The sequence below is a fragment of the Arthrobacter sp. zg.Y820 genome (assembly GCF_030125555.1).
Classification (GTDB): domain Bacteria; phylum Actinomycetota; class Actinomycetes; order Actinomycetales; family Micrococcaceae; genus Arthrobacter_B.
The window spans coordinates 293,551-308,197 of record NZ_JASKLX010000001.1; the positions used below are offsets into that span (position 1 = coordinate 293,551).

A 14,647-nucleotide genomic window follows, 5' to 3' on the forward strand; every position below is an offset into this window, starting at 1 on the left:
CACGTCCCGAGCACCACCGGAAGGCCCCGCGGACGCCCTGTTCCGCGGGGTCTTCATCTTTGCACTAGGCTGTTGCTGTGCCGCAGATCACACCGACCGCAACTGTCCCCAGGACCGCCTCCTCAACCGTCATCTCCGCCCGGAACCTCCGTAAAACCTACGGCGATTTTGCCGCCGTGGACGGGATCAGCTTCGACGTCCCGGCGGGGGAGTCCTTCGGGCTCCTCGGCCCCAACGGCGCCGGCAAGTCCACCACCATGAAAATGATCGGCGGCGTGTCATCGCGCTCCTCCGGGGACCTCACCGTCATGGGACTGGACCCGGACCGGTACGGACCCGAGGTGCGCGCCCACCTGGGGGTGGTGCCGCAGCAGGACAACCTTGATGAAGACCTGCGCGTGCGTGAGAACCTCCTGGCCTACGGCCGGTACTTCGGCCTGCCCAAGAGCTATCTGGGCCCCAAGGCGGACGAGCTGCTGGAATTCGCCCAGCTCACCGACAAGGCCAAGGCCAAGTTGGAATCCCTCTCCGGCGGAATGAAGCGGCGGCTGACCATCGCCCGGTCGCTCATCAACGACCCCAAGATCCTGCTGCTGGATGAACCCACCACGGGACTGGACCCGCAGGCACGGCATATCCTCTGGGACCGGTTGTTCCGGCTGAAGGAAGCCGGCGTCACACTGATCCTGACCACCCACTACATGGACGAGGCCGAGCAGCTCTGCGACCGCCTGGTTGTGGTGGACAAGGGAAGGATCATGGCGGAAGGATCTCCTGCCGCCCTGATCCGTGAGTACTCCACCCGGGAGGTGCTGGAACTGCGCTTTGGTTCCGAGCGCAACACCACGGTGGCAGGCGAACTGCAGGGAATCGGGGACCGCCTCGAAACCCTCCCGGACCGCGTCCTGATCTACGCAGACGACGGCGAGGCCGCCCTGGAAGCGGTCAGCTCCCGCGGGCTGCGCCCCATTACCTCGCTGGTGCGCCGCTCCTCCCTGGAGGACGTGTTCCTCCGGCTCACCGGACGGAGCCTCGTTGACTGAGCGGCAGCCATCAGGCGCGCCGGTGGGGGAAGCGGGGACAAACCGGGATGCCGTGCTTGGTCTGCGTTCTCCGCTGACCCCGGAGCAGACAGCTGCCCGGGCGAAGCGCTTCGGCGCCATCTACTATGCCGAGCACTGGATCCGGCGCATGCGCGGCTACGGCTGGACCGTGCTCATGACGGCGGTGGGCACCCCTCTGGTGTACCTCTTTGGCATGGGCGTGGGGCTGGCGTCGCTGGTGGACAGCGGCGATGCGGCGTTCGACGCCGGCAACGGGACCACAGTCTCCTACCTCGTCTTCGTGGCACCGGCCCTGCTGGCCACCGCCGCCATCATGGTGTCGACCGAAGAAAACACCTACATGGTGATGGGCGGCTTCCGCTGGCAACGCACCTACTACGGTCCCAACGCGTCGCCGCTGTCCAGTAACCAGCTGGTGGACGGGCACCTGATCGGATTCTCGGTCCGGATGCTGATTACCACCGCCCCGTACTTTGTGTTCCTGCTGCTCTTCGGCGCAGTGGAGCAGCCGGGCACCGGCTGGCTGATGATTTTCACCGCGATTCTCGGCGGCGTGGCCTTCGGGCTGCCCCTGCTGGCCTTCAGCGCGTCGCTGGAGCAAGACAAGGGGCAGTTCGCCATGGTGCAGCGCTTCATTGTGATGCCGCTGTTCCTGTTCTCCGGCACCTTCTTTCCGCTGGATGCCCTGCCCGGGGCCATCCGCTGGATCGGCTGGATTTCTCCGCTGTGGCACTCCACCGAGCTCGGCCGGGTCCTCAGCTACGGCTACGCCGAACCGCCGGCGCTGACCGCTGTGCACGTGGCGTATTTGCTGCTCCTGGCCCTGGTCGGCTGGATCCTGGCGCGCCGGAACTTCACTCGAAGGTTGGGAAAATGACGACGCAGCTGGAGCCGGCTGACCGCTTTTTGGGCTCACTCTATGCCCGCAACATCCGTGCCGTCTTTGCCCGCGGGCTCAAAGCCACCTGGGGGAGCAACTGGTCAATCATGATCAGCGGATTCGTGGAACCGGTGCTCTATCTGATGGCCATGGGCATTGGATTGGGATCCCTGATTGGCACTGTTGCCGGCCCGGGAGGCGAACAGATCGGGTACGCCAACTACATTGCCCCGGCGCTGCTGGCCGTCTCCGCGATGAACGGTGCCGTCTATGACTCCACCATGAACGTGTTCTTCAAGCTGAATTACGCCAAGCTCTACGAAGGCATGCTCGCCACGTCGCTGGGCCCGTTAGACGTCGCGCTCGGGGAAATCCTGCTTGCCCTGCTGCGCGGGGCCATGTACGCCACCGGCTTCACGGCCGTCATGGCGGCCATGGGCCTTGTGACCTCTCCCTGGGCGCTGCTCATGATTCCCGCCGCCGTGGTGGTGGCCTTCGGCTTTGCCTCCTTCGGCATGGCGATCACCAGCTGCATGAAGACCTTCCAGCAGCTGGAGTGGGTGAACTTTGTCATGCTGCCCATGTTCCTGTTCTCCGCGACCTTCTATCCGCTGAGCGTGTACCCCGGGGGCGTCCAGTGGGTGATCCAGGCGCTGCCGCTGTGGCACGGGGTGGAAATGATGCGCCAACTCAGCGTGGGGCTGCTGACCTGGTCCACCGCGGGACACCTGCTGTACTTCGTGGTGATGATCGGGCTGGGGCTGGTGGTCACGACCCGGCGTCTTCGGGTCCTGTTCCTGAAGTAACGGTGCCTGAAGCAGCGGACAGCTCCTGCCACACGGACCGGAAGATCTGCTCGGTGGCGGCGCCAAAGAGCACGAAGTCCACCGACCGAACGGTGCGGGCCGGATAGTCCCGGACCGTGCTCAGCCCCACCCGGGCCACCGTCGCCGGGTTCCAGGCGTAAACGCCGGCGCTGATGGCGGGAAAGGCCACGGTCTCGGCGCCGAGCTCCTCGGCGATGTCCAGCGCCCGCCGGAAGCAGGAGGCCAGCAGCGCCGGATCGGTTTCCCCGGCGCGGGCGTTCGGGCCAACCGTATGGATGACCCAGCGGGCAGGAAGGTCGAAACCCGGGGTGGCCGCAGCCTCGCCGGTGGGCAGGCCCTGCGCCCAGGTCCCTGACCGCAGCTCCCGGCAGGCTGCCAGCAGGGCCGGTCCCGCGGCGCGGTGGATGGCGCCGTCCACGCCGCCGCCGCCAAGCAGTGAGGAATTGGCGGCGTTCACGATGGCGTCGGCTGTGCTGGCGGTAATGTCTCCGGCGGTGATGTGAATCTGCATGCGGCCAGTCTTCCACCGGTTCGGCCGGGCCCGCCAGTTCCCCTCTGAACCCGGTGCAGCTGCGCCGCTGCCTTCCGCAACCGCAGGCGGAACGGGATCATGGGACGAAAGGGCGCCGCCGTGTGCCGGACCGCCGAAGCACACGCCAGCATCACGCCCGCAGCACCGGGCGGAACCGGAGGAGTTTGCCATGGCTGATCAATTCGCGGGAAAGACCGCCCTCGTCACGGGCGCGGGATCGGGGATCGGCAAGGCAGCGGCAATCGCGCTGGCGGCGGAAGGCGCCAGGGTGGTGGTCAACGACGTCGACCTGGAAGCGGCACAGGCCGTGGTGAACGAGATCTCGGCGGCCGGCGGAACCGCAGCACCCTCGGTCGGTGACGTCGGCAGCGCCGAGGACGTGAAGGGAGCGGTGGCCACTGCCGTCAATGAGTTCGGCGGCCTGCACCTGGCCTTCAACAACGCCGGCATCAGCGGCCCGCTCGGCCTGCTCACCGAAATAGACCTCGAAGGCTACCGGCGCGTCATTGACGTCAACCTCAACTCGGTGTTCTACGGGATGTACTACCAGATCCCGGAAATGCTGAAGGCCGGCGGCGGCGCGATCGTGAACACGTCCTCCATCCTGGGCATGGTCGGATCCGGGACCGCCGTCCCGTACGTCACGGCCAAGCACGGGGTGACGGGGATGACCCGCGCCGCCGCGCTGGGTTACGCGGACCAGGGCATCCGCATCAATTCAGTGCATCCGGGCTACATCGACACCCCGCTGCTCGAAGCGCTGCCGGGGGAGGTCTACGCCGCGCTGGTGCGAATGCATCCGGCGGGAAGGCTGGGTACCGCAGACGAGGTGGCGCAGGTGGTCCTGTTCCTGCTGTCGGACCGCGCGGCCTTTGTCACCGGCGCCCAGTACGCAGTGGACGGTGCCTACACCACGCAATAGGCCGGCCGCCGTCGAGCCGTTTTGCCGAGGGACCTCCGGGGCTTCGGGTACTTCGATTTCGCCTCGGGAGGACGTTTTAACGGCTGGGCTCCGAGTTTGAGACAATGAAGCCATGCAGTCGCTCCCCAACGGCAAAATGCCGCAGCCCTCGTCCAAAGCCCGCCGTGGAGTAAGCCAGAAAATGGCTACCTTCGGCATGACCCTCATGCTGCTTGTGTTCCTTGTGGCCGTGGTGTTTGCGGCGAACGAGAACGACGTCGTGGGGTGGCTGGTCGTCATCATCTCGCTGGGCTGGCTGTGCCTGTTTGCCTTCGTGGTCTTCAGTGTCCGCGGAGCTGCCCGCAAGGCCGGCGCGAAGCTTGCCGAAGCGCAGGACAGCCTCACCCGGGCGGCCGGCGGCGCTCCCGCCGTGCAGGTCGTCGACGAGGCCACCACCATCCGCGACCAGAAGCTGGACCACAGCTTCAAAATCGTCCAGGTGCAGTCCCGCGTGATCCGGGAAAACCTCGGCAAGGACGAAGACCAGGTCAGCCGGGCCCTGGAAACCATTGAGATTACCTCCCACAACGCACGCTCCATGATCAAGAAGGACGACGGCGGCCCGGTCGAGGGCACCCTGGTGGACTAGCACCGCACCCCGCCCCAGCACCGCCCGCGCGGACCCTCTGCGGCCCGCGCTCCAAGATGAACCGCATGCTACTGAGGAGTATGGTTATTCGCGTGAGTTTGGCATCAGCAGGAGAATCCGCCGGTCCGGCAAAGACGCTGCGCATTGCAACGGTGAACGTGAACGGCATCCGCGCCGCCTACAAGCGCGGGATGGCCGACTGGCTGGCGGAGCGGGAGGTCGACATCCTCTGCCTGCAGGAAGTCCGCGCCCCCGACGCCGTGGTCCGGGAACTTCTCGGCGACGACTGGCACATCCTGCACGCCGAAGCTGAAGCCAAGGGCCGCGCCGGGGTGGCCATCGCCTCCAGGATCGCCCCCGTGGCCACCCGCGAGCACATCGGTGACGACTACTTTGCGCTCTCCGGACGCTGGGTCGAAGCAGACTTCAAGGTGCCGGTTGACGGCGCCGAAAAGCTGCTGACGGTGGTGAGCGCCTACGTCCATTCCGGCGAGGTGGACACCCCCAAGCAGGTCGACAAGTATCGTTTCCTGGACGTCATGACCGAGCGGCTGCCCGCTCTGAAGCAGCAGAGCGACTTTGTCCTGCTGGTGGGCGACCTCAACGTCGGGCACACGCCCCTGGACATCAAGAACTGGAAGGGCAACGTCAAGCGCGCCGGCTTCCTCCCCGAGGAACGCGCCTACTTTGACCGGTTCTTCAGCGACGAGATCGGCTACACGGACGTGGCCCGCAAGCTTGCCGGCGACGTGCCCGGCCCGTACACCTGGTGGTCCTGGCGCGGTCAGGCCTTCGACAACGACAGCGGTTGGCGCATCGACTACCAGCTGGCCACGCCCGGGCTGGCCGAACGCGCCGTCTCCGCCGTCGTCGACCGGGCCGCCACCTACGACAGCCGCTTCTCAGACCACGCTCCCGTAGTGGTCGACTACCAGTTCTGAGGGTCAACACCATGAGCACATCCACCGCAACCGGCCGCCAGCGCATCCTCTCGGGAATGCAGCCCTCGGCAGACTCCCTGCACCTGGGCAACTACCTCGGCGCCCTGGTGAACTGGGTCCGGCTCCAGGAGGAGTACGACGCGTACTTCTTCATTCCGGACCTGCACGCCATCACCGTGCCGCAGGACCCGGCGGACCTGCGCCAGCGCACGCGCGTCACCGCCGCCCAGTACATCGCCGGCGGCGTCGACGTGAACAAGGCCACCCTGTTTGTCCAGTCCCAGGTTCCCGAGCACGCGCAGCTGGCCTGGGTCCTGAACTGCCTGACCGGATTCGGCGAAGCTTCCCGGATGACGCAGTTCAAGGACAAGCAGCAGCGCTTCGGCGCCGACGCGGCGTCCGTGGGCCTGTTCACGTACCCGATCCTGCAGGTCGCCGACATCCTGCTGTACAACCCCCACGGCGTGCCCGTGGGCGAAGACCAGCGCCAGCATGTTGAGCTCAGCCGTGACCTGGCCAAGCGCTTCAACTCCCGCTACGGCGACACCTTCATCATTCCGGAGGTGTTTGTGCAGAAGGAAGCAGCGAAAATCTACGACCTGCAGAACCCGACGGCGAAGATGTCCAAGTCGGCGGCGTCCCCCGCCGGGCTGATCAACCTGCTGGATCCGGACAAGGTCATCGCCAAGCGGATCAAGTCAGCGGTGACCGACGACGGCGCCGAGATCCGCTTCGACCGCGAGGCCAAGCCCGGCATCTCCAACCTGCTGTCCATTTTCTCGCTGGTTACCGGCCGGAGCGTGGACACCCTGGTGAAGGAGTATGAAGGGAAAATGTACGGCCACCTCAAGGTGGACCTGGCCGAGGCCGTCACGGAGCATGTCCGTCCGATCCGCGAACGGGCCCTGTTCCTGCTCGAGGATCCGGCTGAACTTGACCGTCTCCTGGCTGTGGGAGCCGCCAAGGCCCGGGAAACGGCATCCGTTACACTGGCCGATGTGTACAGCAAAGTAGGTTTTCTACCTTTGGGCTCCACAGCGGTCTGACCGATGACTCTTTGGAATCCGATGATCCAGGCAGACACCGTCGAGGGCGTCGACGGCAGTTCGGCCGCGCCCGGCTGCACCTGCGTGGGCATCGTGATCGGGGTGCCGGAGCCCATGGCAGCCGAGCTGCGCCGGGCTCGGGCCTCCTTCGGAGATCCGCTGGCGGCCGTCATCCCGGCACACATCACCGTCGTGACCACCACGCAGACCGACGACTGGGAAGCAACCGCTGCGCATGTGCGCCGGGTGGCCCGCAAGCACGCCCCGTTTGACGTCTCGCTGCGCGGCACTGCGACGTTCCGGCCGGTGTCGCCGGTGGTCTATCTTCAGCTCGACGAGGGCTACGACGAGTGCACCGCCCTGCACAAGGAAATGCAGAGCGGTCCGCTGGCCCGGGACCTGCCCTTTCCCTACCATCCCCATGTTACGGTGGCCCACGACGTGAGCGACGCCGGCATGGACAGCGCCATGCAGACCCTGCGCCACTATGATGCCCGCTTCACCGTGAGCACCATTGGGTTGTACGAGCACGATGCGACCGGGCTCTGGAAGCTCCGCGAGGAAGTCCCCCTCCGGGCCTAGGCGCTCAGGTAGACGCCGGCCCAGGCGGCGATGATGTCCGCCGCCCGGCTGGTCTGGGCGCGGTCCACCATCAGGTGGTCGCTGCCCTCCAACGAGATGAAATTCCGGGGATGCCGCGCCACGGAGAAAATCTCGCTGGCATTGTCGATGCCCACCGTATTGTCGGTGGGGGAGTGCATGACCAGCAGGGGCAGGTGCAGCTCGCGGATGCATTCGGTCAGGTTCTGCGCGGCAAGGTCGTGCAGCAGCTCCTCCCGGATCTGAAGGCTGCGGCCGCCCAGGTCGACCTGCGCCGATCCCTCCTGCCGGATGGTCTGCATCTCCTCTTCGAAGAGGTGCATGACATGGGAAGGCCGGAAGGGTGCGCCGATGGTCACCACGGCGTCCAGCTCCGGGATGCTTCCGGCCGCGGCGAGGACCGCCGCTCCGCCGAGGGAATGACCGATCAGCAGGGAAACCTTGTGCCCCTGCGCGCGCAGGCAGTCGACGGCGCTGGAGACGTCGGCGACTTTGGTGCTGAACGTGCCGTCCTCCCACGCGCCGCCGGAGCCGCCCAGGCCCGCGGCGTCGTAGCGCAGGACGCCGATGCCGTGCCCGGCCAGGGCCTTGGAAATCCGCGACGCGGCAGCGCTGTTCTTGCCCAGCGTGAAGCCGTGGCAGAACACCGCCCAAGCCCTGGCTTCGCCGTCGGGCAGGTCAAGCGTGCCGGCGAGCGTGGTGTTGTTGACGCCGGGAAAGGATACGGATTCGAACGTGGGCATGGTTCACCTTAGCGGGCGGAGCGAAAGGGGCAAGCAAAAAAGGCAAGCAAAAAGCGGCGCCCGCAGCCCTTGATGGACTGTGGACGCCGCCTCCGGCTGGTGCCTGGCGGAACTAGACCGAGCGGCTCAGGATGGCCTGCTTGACCTCGGCAATGGCCTTGGTGACCTGGATGCCGCGCGGGCAGGCTTCGCTGCAGTTGAAGGTGGTGCGGCAGCGCCACACGCCTTCCTTGTCGTTCAGGATCTCCAGGCGCATGTCTCCGGCGTCGTCGCGCGAGTCGAAGATGAAGCGGTGGGCGTTGACGATGGCGGCCGGACCAAAGTACTGGCCGTCGGTCCAGAACACCGGGCACGAGGACGTGCAGGCGGCGCAGAGGATGCACTTGGTGGTGTCGTCGAACCGCTCACGGTCCTCGGCGGACTGCAGGCGTTCCTTCGTGGGCTCGTGGCCCTTGGTGACCAGGAACGGCATGATCTCGCGGTAGGACTGGAAGAACGGCTCCATGTCCACGATCAGGTCCTTCTCCACCGGCAGGCCCTTGATGGGTTCCACAAGGATGGGCTTGGACGTGTCCAGGTCCTTCAGCAGCGTCTTGCAGGCCAGGCGGTTGCGGCCGTTGATGCGCATGGCATCGGATCCGCAGACGCCGTGGGCGCAGGAACGGCGGAAGGAGACGGAACCGTCATGCTCCCACTTGACCTTGTGCAGGGCATCCAGCACGCGGTCGGTGCCGTACATGGTCAGCTTCCACTCGTCCCAGTATCCTTCGTCGGATACCTCGGGGTTGTAGCGGCGAACCTTCAGCGTGATCTCGAAGGAGGGAATTTCCCCGCCCACAGATGCGGGCAGTTCAATCTTGGAGGCGGGCTCCGCAATTTCCGTTGTCATTAGTACTTCCTCACCATCGGCTCGTAGCGCGTGAAGATGACCGGCTTGGTGTCCAGTCGAATGCCCGCTGTGTTCTCGGCATTGGCGGCTTCGTCAACCTTGTACGCCATTGAATGCTTCATGAAGTTTTCGTCGTCGCGCTCCGGGAAGTCCTCGCGGAAGTGCCCGCCGCGGGATTCTTCGCGGTGCAGCGCCGCCACGGTCATGACCTTGGCCAGTTCCAGCAGGAAGCCCAGTTCCACGGCCTCCAGCAGATCCAGGTTGAAGCGCTTGCCCTTGTCCTGGACGCTGATCTTCCGGTACCGCTCTTCGAAGGAGGCAATGTCGGTCAGGACCTGGTTGAGGGTTTCCGCAGTGCGGAACACCTGCATGTTGGCATCCATGGTGTTCTGCAGGTCGCGGCGGATTTCGGCAACGCGTTCCGTTCCCTCCGAGTTGCGGACGAGGTCCAGCAGCTCGACGGTGGCAGCTTCCGGATCTTCCGGCAGGTCAACGAAATCGGCTGTCAGGGCGTACTCGGCGGCATAGATGCCGGCGCGCTTGCCGAAGACGTTGATGTCCAGCAGGGAGTTGGTGCCCAGCCGGTTGGAGCCGTGCACCGAAACGCAGGCCACTTCGCCGGCGGCATACAGGCCGGGAATAACGGTGTCGTTGTCCTGCAGGACCTCGGCCTTGATGTTGGTCGGGATGCCGCCCATGGCGTAGTGCGCGGTCGGGAAGACCGGCACCGGCTCCGTGTACGGCTCCACACCCAGGTAGGTGCGGGCGAACTCGGTGATGTCCGGGAGCTTGGCGTCAATGTGCGCCGGCTCCAGGTGCGTCAGGTCCAGGAGGACGTAGTCCTTGTTCGGGCCGCAACCGCGGCCTTCGCGGACCTCGTTGGCCATGGAACGGGCCACGATGTCGCGGGGTGCGAGGTCCTTGATGGTCGGAGCGTAACGCTCCATGAAGCGCTCACCCTCGGAGTTGCGCAGGATCGCGCCTTCGCCGCGGGCTGCTTCGGAAAGCAGGATGCCCAGGCCTGCGAGGCCTGTCGGATGGAACTGGAAGAACTCCATGTCCTCCAGCGGAATGCCGCGGCGGAACGCGATGCCCATGCCGTCACCGGTGAGGGTGTGCGCATTGGAGGTGGTCTTGAAGACCTTGCCCGCGCCGCCGGAGGCGAAGACCACGGACTTGGCCTGGAAGACGTGCAGTTCGCCGCTGGCCAGGTCGTAGGAAACAACACCGGCAACGCGCTTCTGGCCAAACGAGTCGGTGACCGTCAGCAGGTCGAGCACGTAGTACTCGTTGTAGAACTCCACGTTGTGCTTGACGCAGTTTTGGTACAGGGTCTGCAGGATCATGTGGCCGGTGCGGTCGGCCGCGTAGCAGGCACGGCGGACCGGTGCCTTGCCGTGGTCGCGGGTGTGACCGCCGAAACGGCGCTGATCAATGCGGCCTTCGGGCGTGCGGTTGAACGGCAGGCCCATCTTTTCCAGGTCCAGCACGGCGTCGATGGCCTCTTTGGCCATGACCTCCGCAGCGTCCTGGTCGACCAGGTAATCGCCGCCCTTGACCGTGTCAAAGGTGTGCCATTCCCAGTTGTCTTCTTCGACGTTGGCCAGTGCTGCGCACATGCCGCCCTGCGCTGCACCAGTGTGCGAGCGGGTGGGGTACAGCTTGGTCAGTACCGCCGTGCGTGCGCGCTGCCCGGATTCGATTGCGGCACGCATACCGGCGCCGCCGGCGCCGACAATAACGACGTCGTACTTATGGACCTGCATAGCAGATGCTCTTTCTGTTGAAACCTGTGAATCGTTCGTGGTGGTCGCACCCCGTCAGGGGTGCGACCGTGCGCGGTTACGCCTTGCAGAAGTCCGCGAGCAGCTCCGTGGGAGCGCCGGCGGGGCAGGGGTCGAAGGTGAAGATCACCAAGGTGCCGAGCACGATAATCACGAGCGAAGCAATGTAGAGAATGCTCTTCAACGCCATCCGGGTGGAGTTCTTGTCAGCGTAGTCATTGATGATGACGCGGACGCCGTTGGTGCCGTGCAGCATGGCAAGCCACAGCATGACCAGGTCCCAGACCTGCCACAGCGGGCTGGCCCACTTGCCGGCGACGAAGCCGAAGTCCACCGCGTGGATGCCGTCGCCCACCATGAGGTTGACGAAGAGGTGCGTGAAGATCAGGACGATCAGGATGGCACCGGAGATGCGCATGAACAACCATGCCAGCATCTCGAAGTTGCCTTTGCCGCCCGGGGTGCGGGCGTACTTGGGGGAAATCCGGCCGGAGCGCGGAGCCTCGATGGAGACGGCCTCGTTGGTTGATGTACTCATGGCTTAGTGGCCCCCGAAAACGATGGGAAGGTGGCGAATGGAGAAACCGATCATCGTGATCACCCAAAGACCGACGACGCTCCACAGCATCTGGCGCTGGTACTTCGGGCCCTTCTTCCAAAAATCGATCAGGATCACGCGTACGCCGTTAAAGGCATGGAACACGATGGCGGCAACGAGGCCGAGTTCGCCGAGGCCCATGATGGGGTTCTTGTACGCGCCGATCACTACGTTGTAGGCCTCCGGTGAAACACGCACCAGTGAGGTATCCAAAACGTGGACCAAAAGGAAGAAGAAGATCACCACGCCGGTAATGCGATGCGCAACCCACGACCACTGGCCTTCACGGCCGCGGTAGAGAGTGCCTGCTGGTAACTTCGACACTGAATTTTCCTCCCTGCAACGCAAGCGGCGCTGGCGTGTCTTCCACGCAGTGATGACGCCGGTGCGACAGCAATATAAGCTCAAGCATAATCTAGGTCTCCCCGGGAACGCTTTCAATTTAGGACGCCCTATCATGTGACCCTCGTTACACTCTGCGGGGGTCCTCCAGCCGGGCGGATTACCCTCCGCGGCGCTCCGGGCAGAAGTCACGAAGCCCGGTTCCGGCGGACTCGCCGCTCCGTCGGCTAATCTTGGCTTTGATGAGTACAGAACAGGTAAGCCCTAATCCTTCCTCAGCGGACTTTGACCGCTTTTACGGCGTCATCCCCGCCGGCGGCGTCGGAACCCGCCTGTGGCCGTTGTCCCGTGCAGCTGCGCCCAAGTTCCTTCATGACCTGACGGGCTCCGGCTCGACGCTCATCCGGGCCACCTACGACCGGCTGCGCCCGCTCAGCGGCGACCGAGTCATGGTTGTCACGGGAACGCTGCACCGCGAGGCAGTGCGGAAGCAGCTTCCGGAAATCACCGGCAAAAACCTGGTGCTGGAGCTGGAGCCGAAGGATTCCGCGGCGGCCATCGGTCTTGCCGCGGCCATCCTCTATAAGCGGGATCCGAACATCATCATGGGGTCCTTTGCCGCCGACCAGGTCATCACTCCGGTCGAGGTGTTCCAGGACGCCGTGCGGGAAGCCATCCACACCGCCGCGCAGGGGTACATCGTCACCATCGGCATCCATCCGACCCACCCGGCCACCGGATTCGGGTACATCAGGGCCGGCGACAAACTGGACATCGCCGGGGCCCCCAGCGCACACGCCGTCGTCGAATTCGTGGAAAAGCCCTCGGGAGACGTGGCGCGCACCTACCTCGCCAACGGACGCTACAGCTGGAACGCGGGAATGTTCGTGGCTCCGGTGGACCTGATGCTCAAGCACCTGGAAGCGAACGAGCCGGATCTCTATGCCGGCCTGATGGAAATTGCCGAGGCCTGGGACACCCCGGCGCGGCGCGAGGTGGTGCGCCGGATCTGGCCCACGCTGCCCAAGATTGCCATTGACTATGCCGTGGCGGAGCCCGCGGCGGCAGCCGGCGACGTGGCCATGATCCCGGGCATCTTCAACTGGGACGACGTCGGAGACTTTGCCGCCATCGGACGGCTCAACCCGGCCGCGGAGAACAGCGACCTCACGGTCATGGGGGAAGGGGCGCGGGTCTACTCGGAGAATGCCTCCGGCATTGTGGTTTCCGACACCAAGCGCGTCATCGCCCTGATCGGTATCGAGGATGTGGTGATCGTCGATACCCTGGACGCGCTGCTGGTTACCACCAAGGAACACGCCCAGGAAGTAAAAAAGGCAGTGGAGCACCTCAAGGCCAGCGGCGACACCGACGTCCTGTAACGGCAGATGGATGCTTGCGGGACGGAACATCGTCACACGGTTCCCGTAACAGCAGCCTCAGTGGCTAACCTTGAAGCTGTGCCTACTATCCCACTGAACAGCTCCCCGGTTCCGTCGATGCGCGGAAGTGTTGCTCCGCTGCTGGGGGAGCTGATCGCTTTCCGGCGGGACCTGCACCGGCACCCGGAACTGTCAACGAAGGAATTCCGCACCACCGACAGGATTGTCGAAGCCTTGGCCTCGGCGGGGCTGCACCCCGTGCGCCTGGAGGGCACCGGCGCCTACGTGGACATAGGAGACGGGCCGCTGCGGATTGGACTGCGCGCGGACATCGACGCCCTGCCGGTCCTGGAGGAAACAGGCCTTCCGTACGCGTCGGTCAACACCGGCATCACGCACGCGTGCGGCCACGACATCCACACCACCGTCATGGTGGGGGTGGCGCAGGTCCTTGCCAGGCTGAACGCCGCGGGCAACCTCGGCGGCCGGGTCCGGATCATCTTCCAGCCCGCTGAGGAAGTCATGCCCGGCGGCGCGCTGGGCGTCATTCGGCAGGGCGTCCTGGAGGGGATGCCGCGCATCGTGGCACTGCACTGCGACCCCCGGATCGACGTCGGCCAGGTGGGCACCCGGATTGGAGCCATTACTTCCGCCTCGGACACCATCCGGATCGAGCTCACGGGCCGGGGCGGACACACGTCGCGCCCGCACCTGACGGAGGACCTGGTTTTCGCGCTGGCTGAGATTGCGGTCAGCGTCCCCGCCGTGCTGTCCCGGCGGATCGACGTGCGCAGCGGAGTGTCGGTGGTCTGGGGGCAGATGCACGCAGGCTCCGCGCCCAACGCGATTCCGGGCCACGGCTTCATGTCCGGCACCATGCGCTGCCTGGACGCCGAAGCCTGGTACGCGGCCGGTGAACTGCTGGACGACGTCGTTCGGCAGATTGCCGCGCCTTTCCGCGTGGACGTCACGATGGAACACACGAGGGGAGTGCCGCCGGTCATCAACACCGATGCGGAAACCAGCCTGATCGAAGCCGCTGCCCGGGCCGAACTGGGGGAGGACTCCATCGTCCTGGCGCCGCAGTCGATGGGCGGGGAAGACTTCGCCTGGATGACGCAGGCCGTTCCCGGCGCCCTGATGCGGCTGGGCACCCGGACTCCCGGCGGCGAAACGTTCGACCTGCACCGGGGCGACTACAACCCGGATGAACTGGCCATCAGCTCCGGCGTGAGCGTCATGGCCGCTGCGGCGGTGCGGGCCGCCCGCGGCCTGCGCCACTAGTTTCGGCGGCGGCCTGCGGGTTTCACCGATGGATGTCATGCGACGCCGGTCCGCGTAATTTGCTTGCAAATAATAACAACATGTAAACAATGTCCCTCCAAGAGCGTTATCTGGCTCACACTCGCCGCCGAAAGCCCATAGGATAGGCATGCCGCGGTCCACTGATGGACGGAGCGCTGCGCCAC

16 protein-coding genes are annotated in these 14,647 nt (G+C 65.3%); 10 read left to right on the forward strand and 6 right to left on the reverse strand.

The window, feature by feature from the left end:
* Positions 1-77 precede the first annotated feature (77 nt).
* The 3 genes from QNN99_RS01335 to QNN99_RS01345 are packed head-to-tail and all read left to right on the forward strand — an operon-like array spanning position 78 to position 2,750.
* Entirely contained in the window at positions 78-1,043 is a 966-nt protein-coding gene (locus tag QNN99_RS01335; RefSeq protein ID WP_229964623.1) for an ABC transporter ATP-binding protein, read from the forward strand.
* Positions 1,036-1,941 (forward strand): ABC transporter permease, encoded by a 906-nt coding sequence (locus tag QNN99_RS01340; RefSeq protein ID WP_229964624.1) that lies wholly within the window; start codon positions 1,036-1,038, stop codon positions 1,939-1,941. Before QNN99_RS01335 ends, QNN99_RS01340 begins: the two co-directional genes overlap by 8 nt.
* Positions 1,938-2,750, forward strand: coding sequence for an ABC transporter permease (locus QNN99_RS01345; RefSeq protein ID WP_229964625.1), 813 nt, complete (start codon positions 1,938-1,940; stop codon positions 2,748-2,750). Before QNN99_RS01340 ends, QNN99_RS01345 begins: the two co-directional genes overlap by 4 nt.
* Here the strand turns inward: QNN99_RS01345 and QNN99_RS01350 are convergent.
* Positions 2,713-3,282: an O-acetyl-ADP-ribose deacetylase gene (locus QNN99_RS01350; protein WP_229964626.1), complete on the reverse strand. Its 570-nt coding sequence runs from the start codon at positions 3,280-3,282 to the stop codon at positions 2,713-2,715. The two genes, QNN99_RS01345 and QNN99_RS01350, sit on opposite strands and share 38 nt — an antisense overlap.
* A 190-nt stretch (positions 3,283-3,472) precedes the next feature.
* On the opposite strand from QNN99_RS01350, the gene QNN99_RS01355 reads away from it, so the two are divergent.
* The 5 genes from QNN99_RS01355 to QNN99_RS01375 all read left to right on the forward strand — a co-directional run bounded on the left by QNN99_RS01355 (position 3,473) and on the right by QNN99_RS01375 (position 7,422).
* Positions 3,473-4,225, forward strand: a complete 753-nt coding sequence (locus QNN99_RS01355) for an SDR family NAD(P)-dependent oxidoreductase (RefSeq protein ID WP_229964627.1) — start codon at positions 3,473-3,475, stop codon at positions 4,223-4,225.
* 112 nt (positions 4,226-4,337) lie between these two features.
* A complete protein-coding gene (locus QNN99_RS01360) occupies positions 4,338-4,853 on the forward strand; it encodes a hypothetical protein (RefSeq protein WP_229964628.1) in 516 nt (171 codons plus the stop codon).
* A gap of 92 nt (positions 4,854-4,945) precedes the next feature.
* Complete coding sequence (locus QNN99_RS01365; protein WP_229964629.1) at positions 4,946-5,794, forward strand: exodeoxyribonuclease III; 849 nt, start codon at positions 4,946-4,948, stop codon at positions 5,792-5,794.
* 11 nt (positions 5,795-5,805) lie between these two features.
* Complete coding sequence (trpS, locus tag QNN99_RS01370) at positions 5,806-6,840, forward strand: tryptophan--tRNA ligase (protein ID WP_229964630.1); 1,035 nt, start codon at positions 5,806-5,808, stop codon at positions 6,838-6,840.
* Positions 6,841-6,861: 21 nt separating this feature from the next.
* Positions 6,862-7,422 carry a 2'-5' RNA ligase family protein gene (locus QNN99_RS01375; RefSeq protein ID WP_229964631.1) on the forward strand — a complete coding sequence of 187 codons (561 nt, stop codon included), beginning with the start codon at positions 6,862-6,864 and terminating at the stop codon, positions 7,420-7,422.
* On the opposite strand, the gene QNN99_RS01380 is transcribed toward QNN99_RS01375, so the two are convergent.
* The 5 genes from QNN99_RS01380 to sdhC all read right to left on the reverse strand — a co-directional run bounded on the left by QNN99_RS01380 (position 7,419) and on the right by sdhC (position 11,778).
* Positions 7,419-8,183 (reverse strand): alpha/beta hydrolase family protein, encoded by a 765-nt coding sequence (locus tag QNN99_RS01380; RefSeq protein ID WP_229964632.1) that lies wholly within the window; start codon positions 8,181-8,183, stop codon positions 7,419-7,421. The two genes, QNN99_RS01375 and QNN99_RS01380, sit on opposite strands and share 4 nt — an antisense overlap.
* A 112-nt stretch (positions 8,184-8,295) precedes the next feature.
* Entirely contained in the window at positions 8,296-9,072 is a 777-nt protein-coding gene (locus tag QNN99_RS01385) for a succinate dehydrogenase iron-sulfur subunit (protein WP_229964633.1), read from the reverse strand.
* Positions 9,072-10,838: a succinate dehydrogenase flavoprotein subunit gene (gene sdhA, locus QNN99_RS01390; protein ID WP_229964634.1), complete on the reverse strand. Its 1,767-nt coding sequence runs from the start codon at positions 10,836-10,838 to the stop codon at positions 9,072-9,074. The genes QNN99_RS01385 and sdhA overlap by 1 nt, the downstream gene beginning before the upstream one ends.
* 76 nt (positions 10,839-10,914) lie before the next feature.
* Entirely contained in the window at positions 10,915-11,394 is a 480-nt protein-coding gene (locus QNN99_RS01395; protein WP_229964635.1) for a succinate dehydrogenase hydrophobic membrane anchor subunit, read from the reverse strand.
* 3 nt (positions 11,395-11,397) lie between these two features.
* Positions 11,398-11,778, reverse strand: coding sequence for a succinate dehydrogenase, cytochrome b556 subunit (gene sdhC / locus QNN99_RS01400; protein ID WP_229964636.1), 381 nt, complete (start codon positions 11,776-11,778; stop codon positions 11,398-11,400).
* Positions 11,779-12,038: 260 nt separating this feature from the next.
* Between sdhC and QNN99_RS01405 the strand changes: the two genes are divergently transcribed.
* Positions 12,039-13,178, forward strand: coding sequence for a mannose-1-phosphate guanylyltransferase (locus tag QNN99_RS01405; protein WP_229964637.1), 1,140 nt, complete (start codon positions 12,039-12,041; stop codon positions 13,176-13,178).
* A gap of 117 nt (positions 13,179-13,295) precedes the next feature.
* Complete coding sequence (locus QNN99_RS01410; protein WP_229965036.1) at positions 13,296-14,462, forward strand: amidohydrolase; 1,167 nt, start codon at positions 13,296-13,298, stop codon at positions 14,460-14,462.
* The last annotated feature ends 185 nt before the right edge of the window (positions 14,463-14,647 follow it).

Excerpts from the sequence above, each read along its gene's own strand:
- QNN99_RS01345 (WP_229964625.1), top strand. The coding sequence starts at position 1,938 with ATGACGACGCAGCTGGAGCCGGCTGACCGCTTTTTGGGCTCACTCTAT.
- QNN99_RS01350 (WP_229964626.1), bottom strand. The coding sequence starts at position 3,282 with ATGCAGATTCACATCACCGCCGGAGACATTACCGCCAGCACAGCCGAC.
- QNN99_RS01355 (WP_229964627.1), top strand. The coding sequence starts at position 3,473 with ATGGCTGATCAATTCGCGGGAAAGACCGCCCTCGTCACGGGCGCGGGA.
- QNN99_RS01360 (WP_229964628.1), top strand. The coding sequence starts at position 4,338 with ATGCAGTCGCTCCCCAACGGCAAAATGCCGCAGCCCTCGTCCAAAGCC.
- trpS (WP_229964630.1), top strand. The coding sequence starts at position 5,806 with ATGAGCACATCCACCGCAACCGGCCGCCAGCGCATCCTCTCGGGAATG.
- QNN99_RS01375 (WP_229964631.1), top strand. The coding sequence starts at position 6,862 with ATGATCCAGGCAGACACCGTCGAGGGCGTCGACGGCAGTTCGGCCGCG.
- QNN99_RS01380 (WP_229964632.1), bottom strand. The coding sequence starts at position 8,183 with ATGCCCACGTTCGAATCCGTATCCTTTCCCGGCGTCAACAACACCACG.
- QNN99_RS01385 (WP_229964633.1), bottom strand. The coding sequence starts at position 9,072 with ATGACAACGGAAATTGCGGAGCCCGCCTCCAAGATTGAACTGCCCGCA.
- sdhA (WP_229964634.1), bottom strand. The coding sequence starts at position 10,838 with ATGCAGGTCCATAAGTACGACGTCGTTATTGTCGGCGCCGGCGGCGCC.
- QNN99_RS01395 (WP_229964635.1), bottom strand. The coding sequence starts at position 11,394 with ATGAGTACATCAACCAACGAGGCCGTCTCCATCGAGGCTCCGCGCTCC.
- QNN99_RS01405 (WP_229964637.1), top strand. The coding sequence starts at position 12,039 with ATGAGTACAGAACAGGTAAGCCCTAATCCTTCCTCAGCGGACTTTGAC.
- QNN99_RS01410 (WP_229965036.1), top strand. The coding sequence starts at position 13,296 with ATGCGCGGAAGTGTTGCTCCGCTGCTGGGGGAGCTGATCGCTTTCCGG.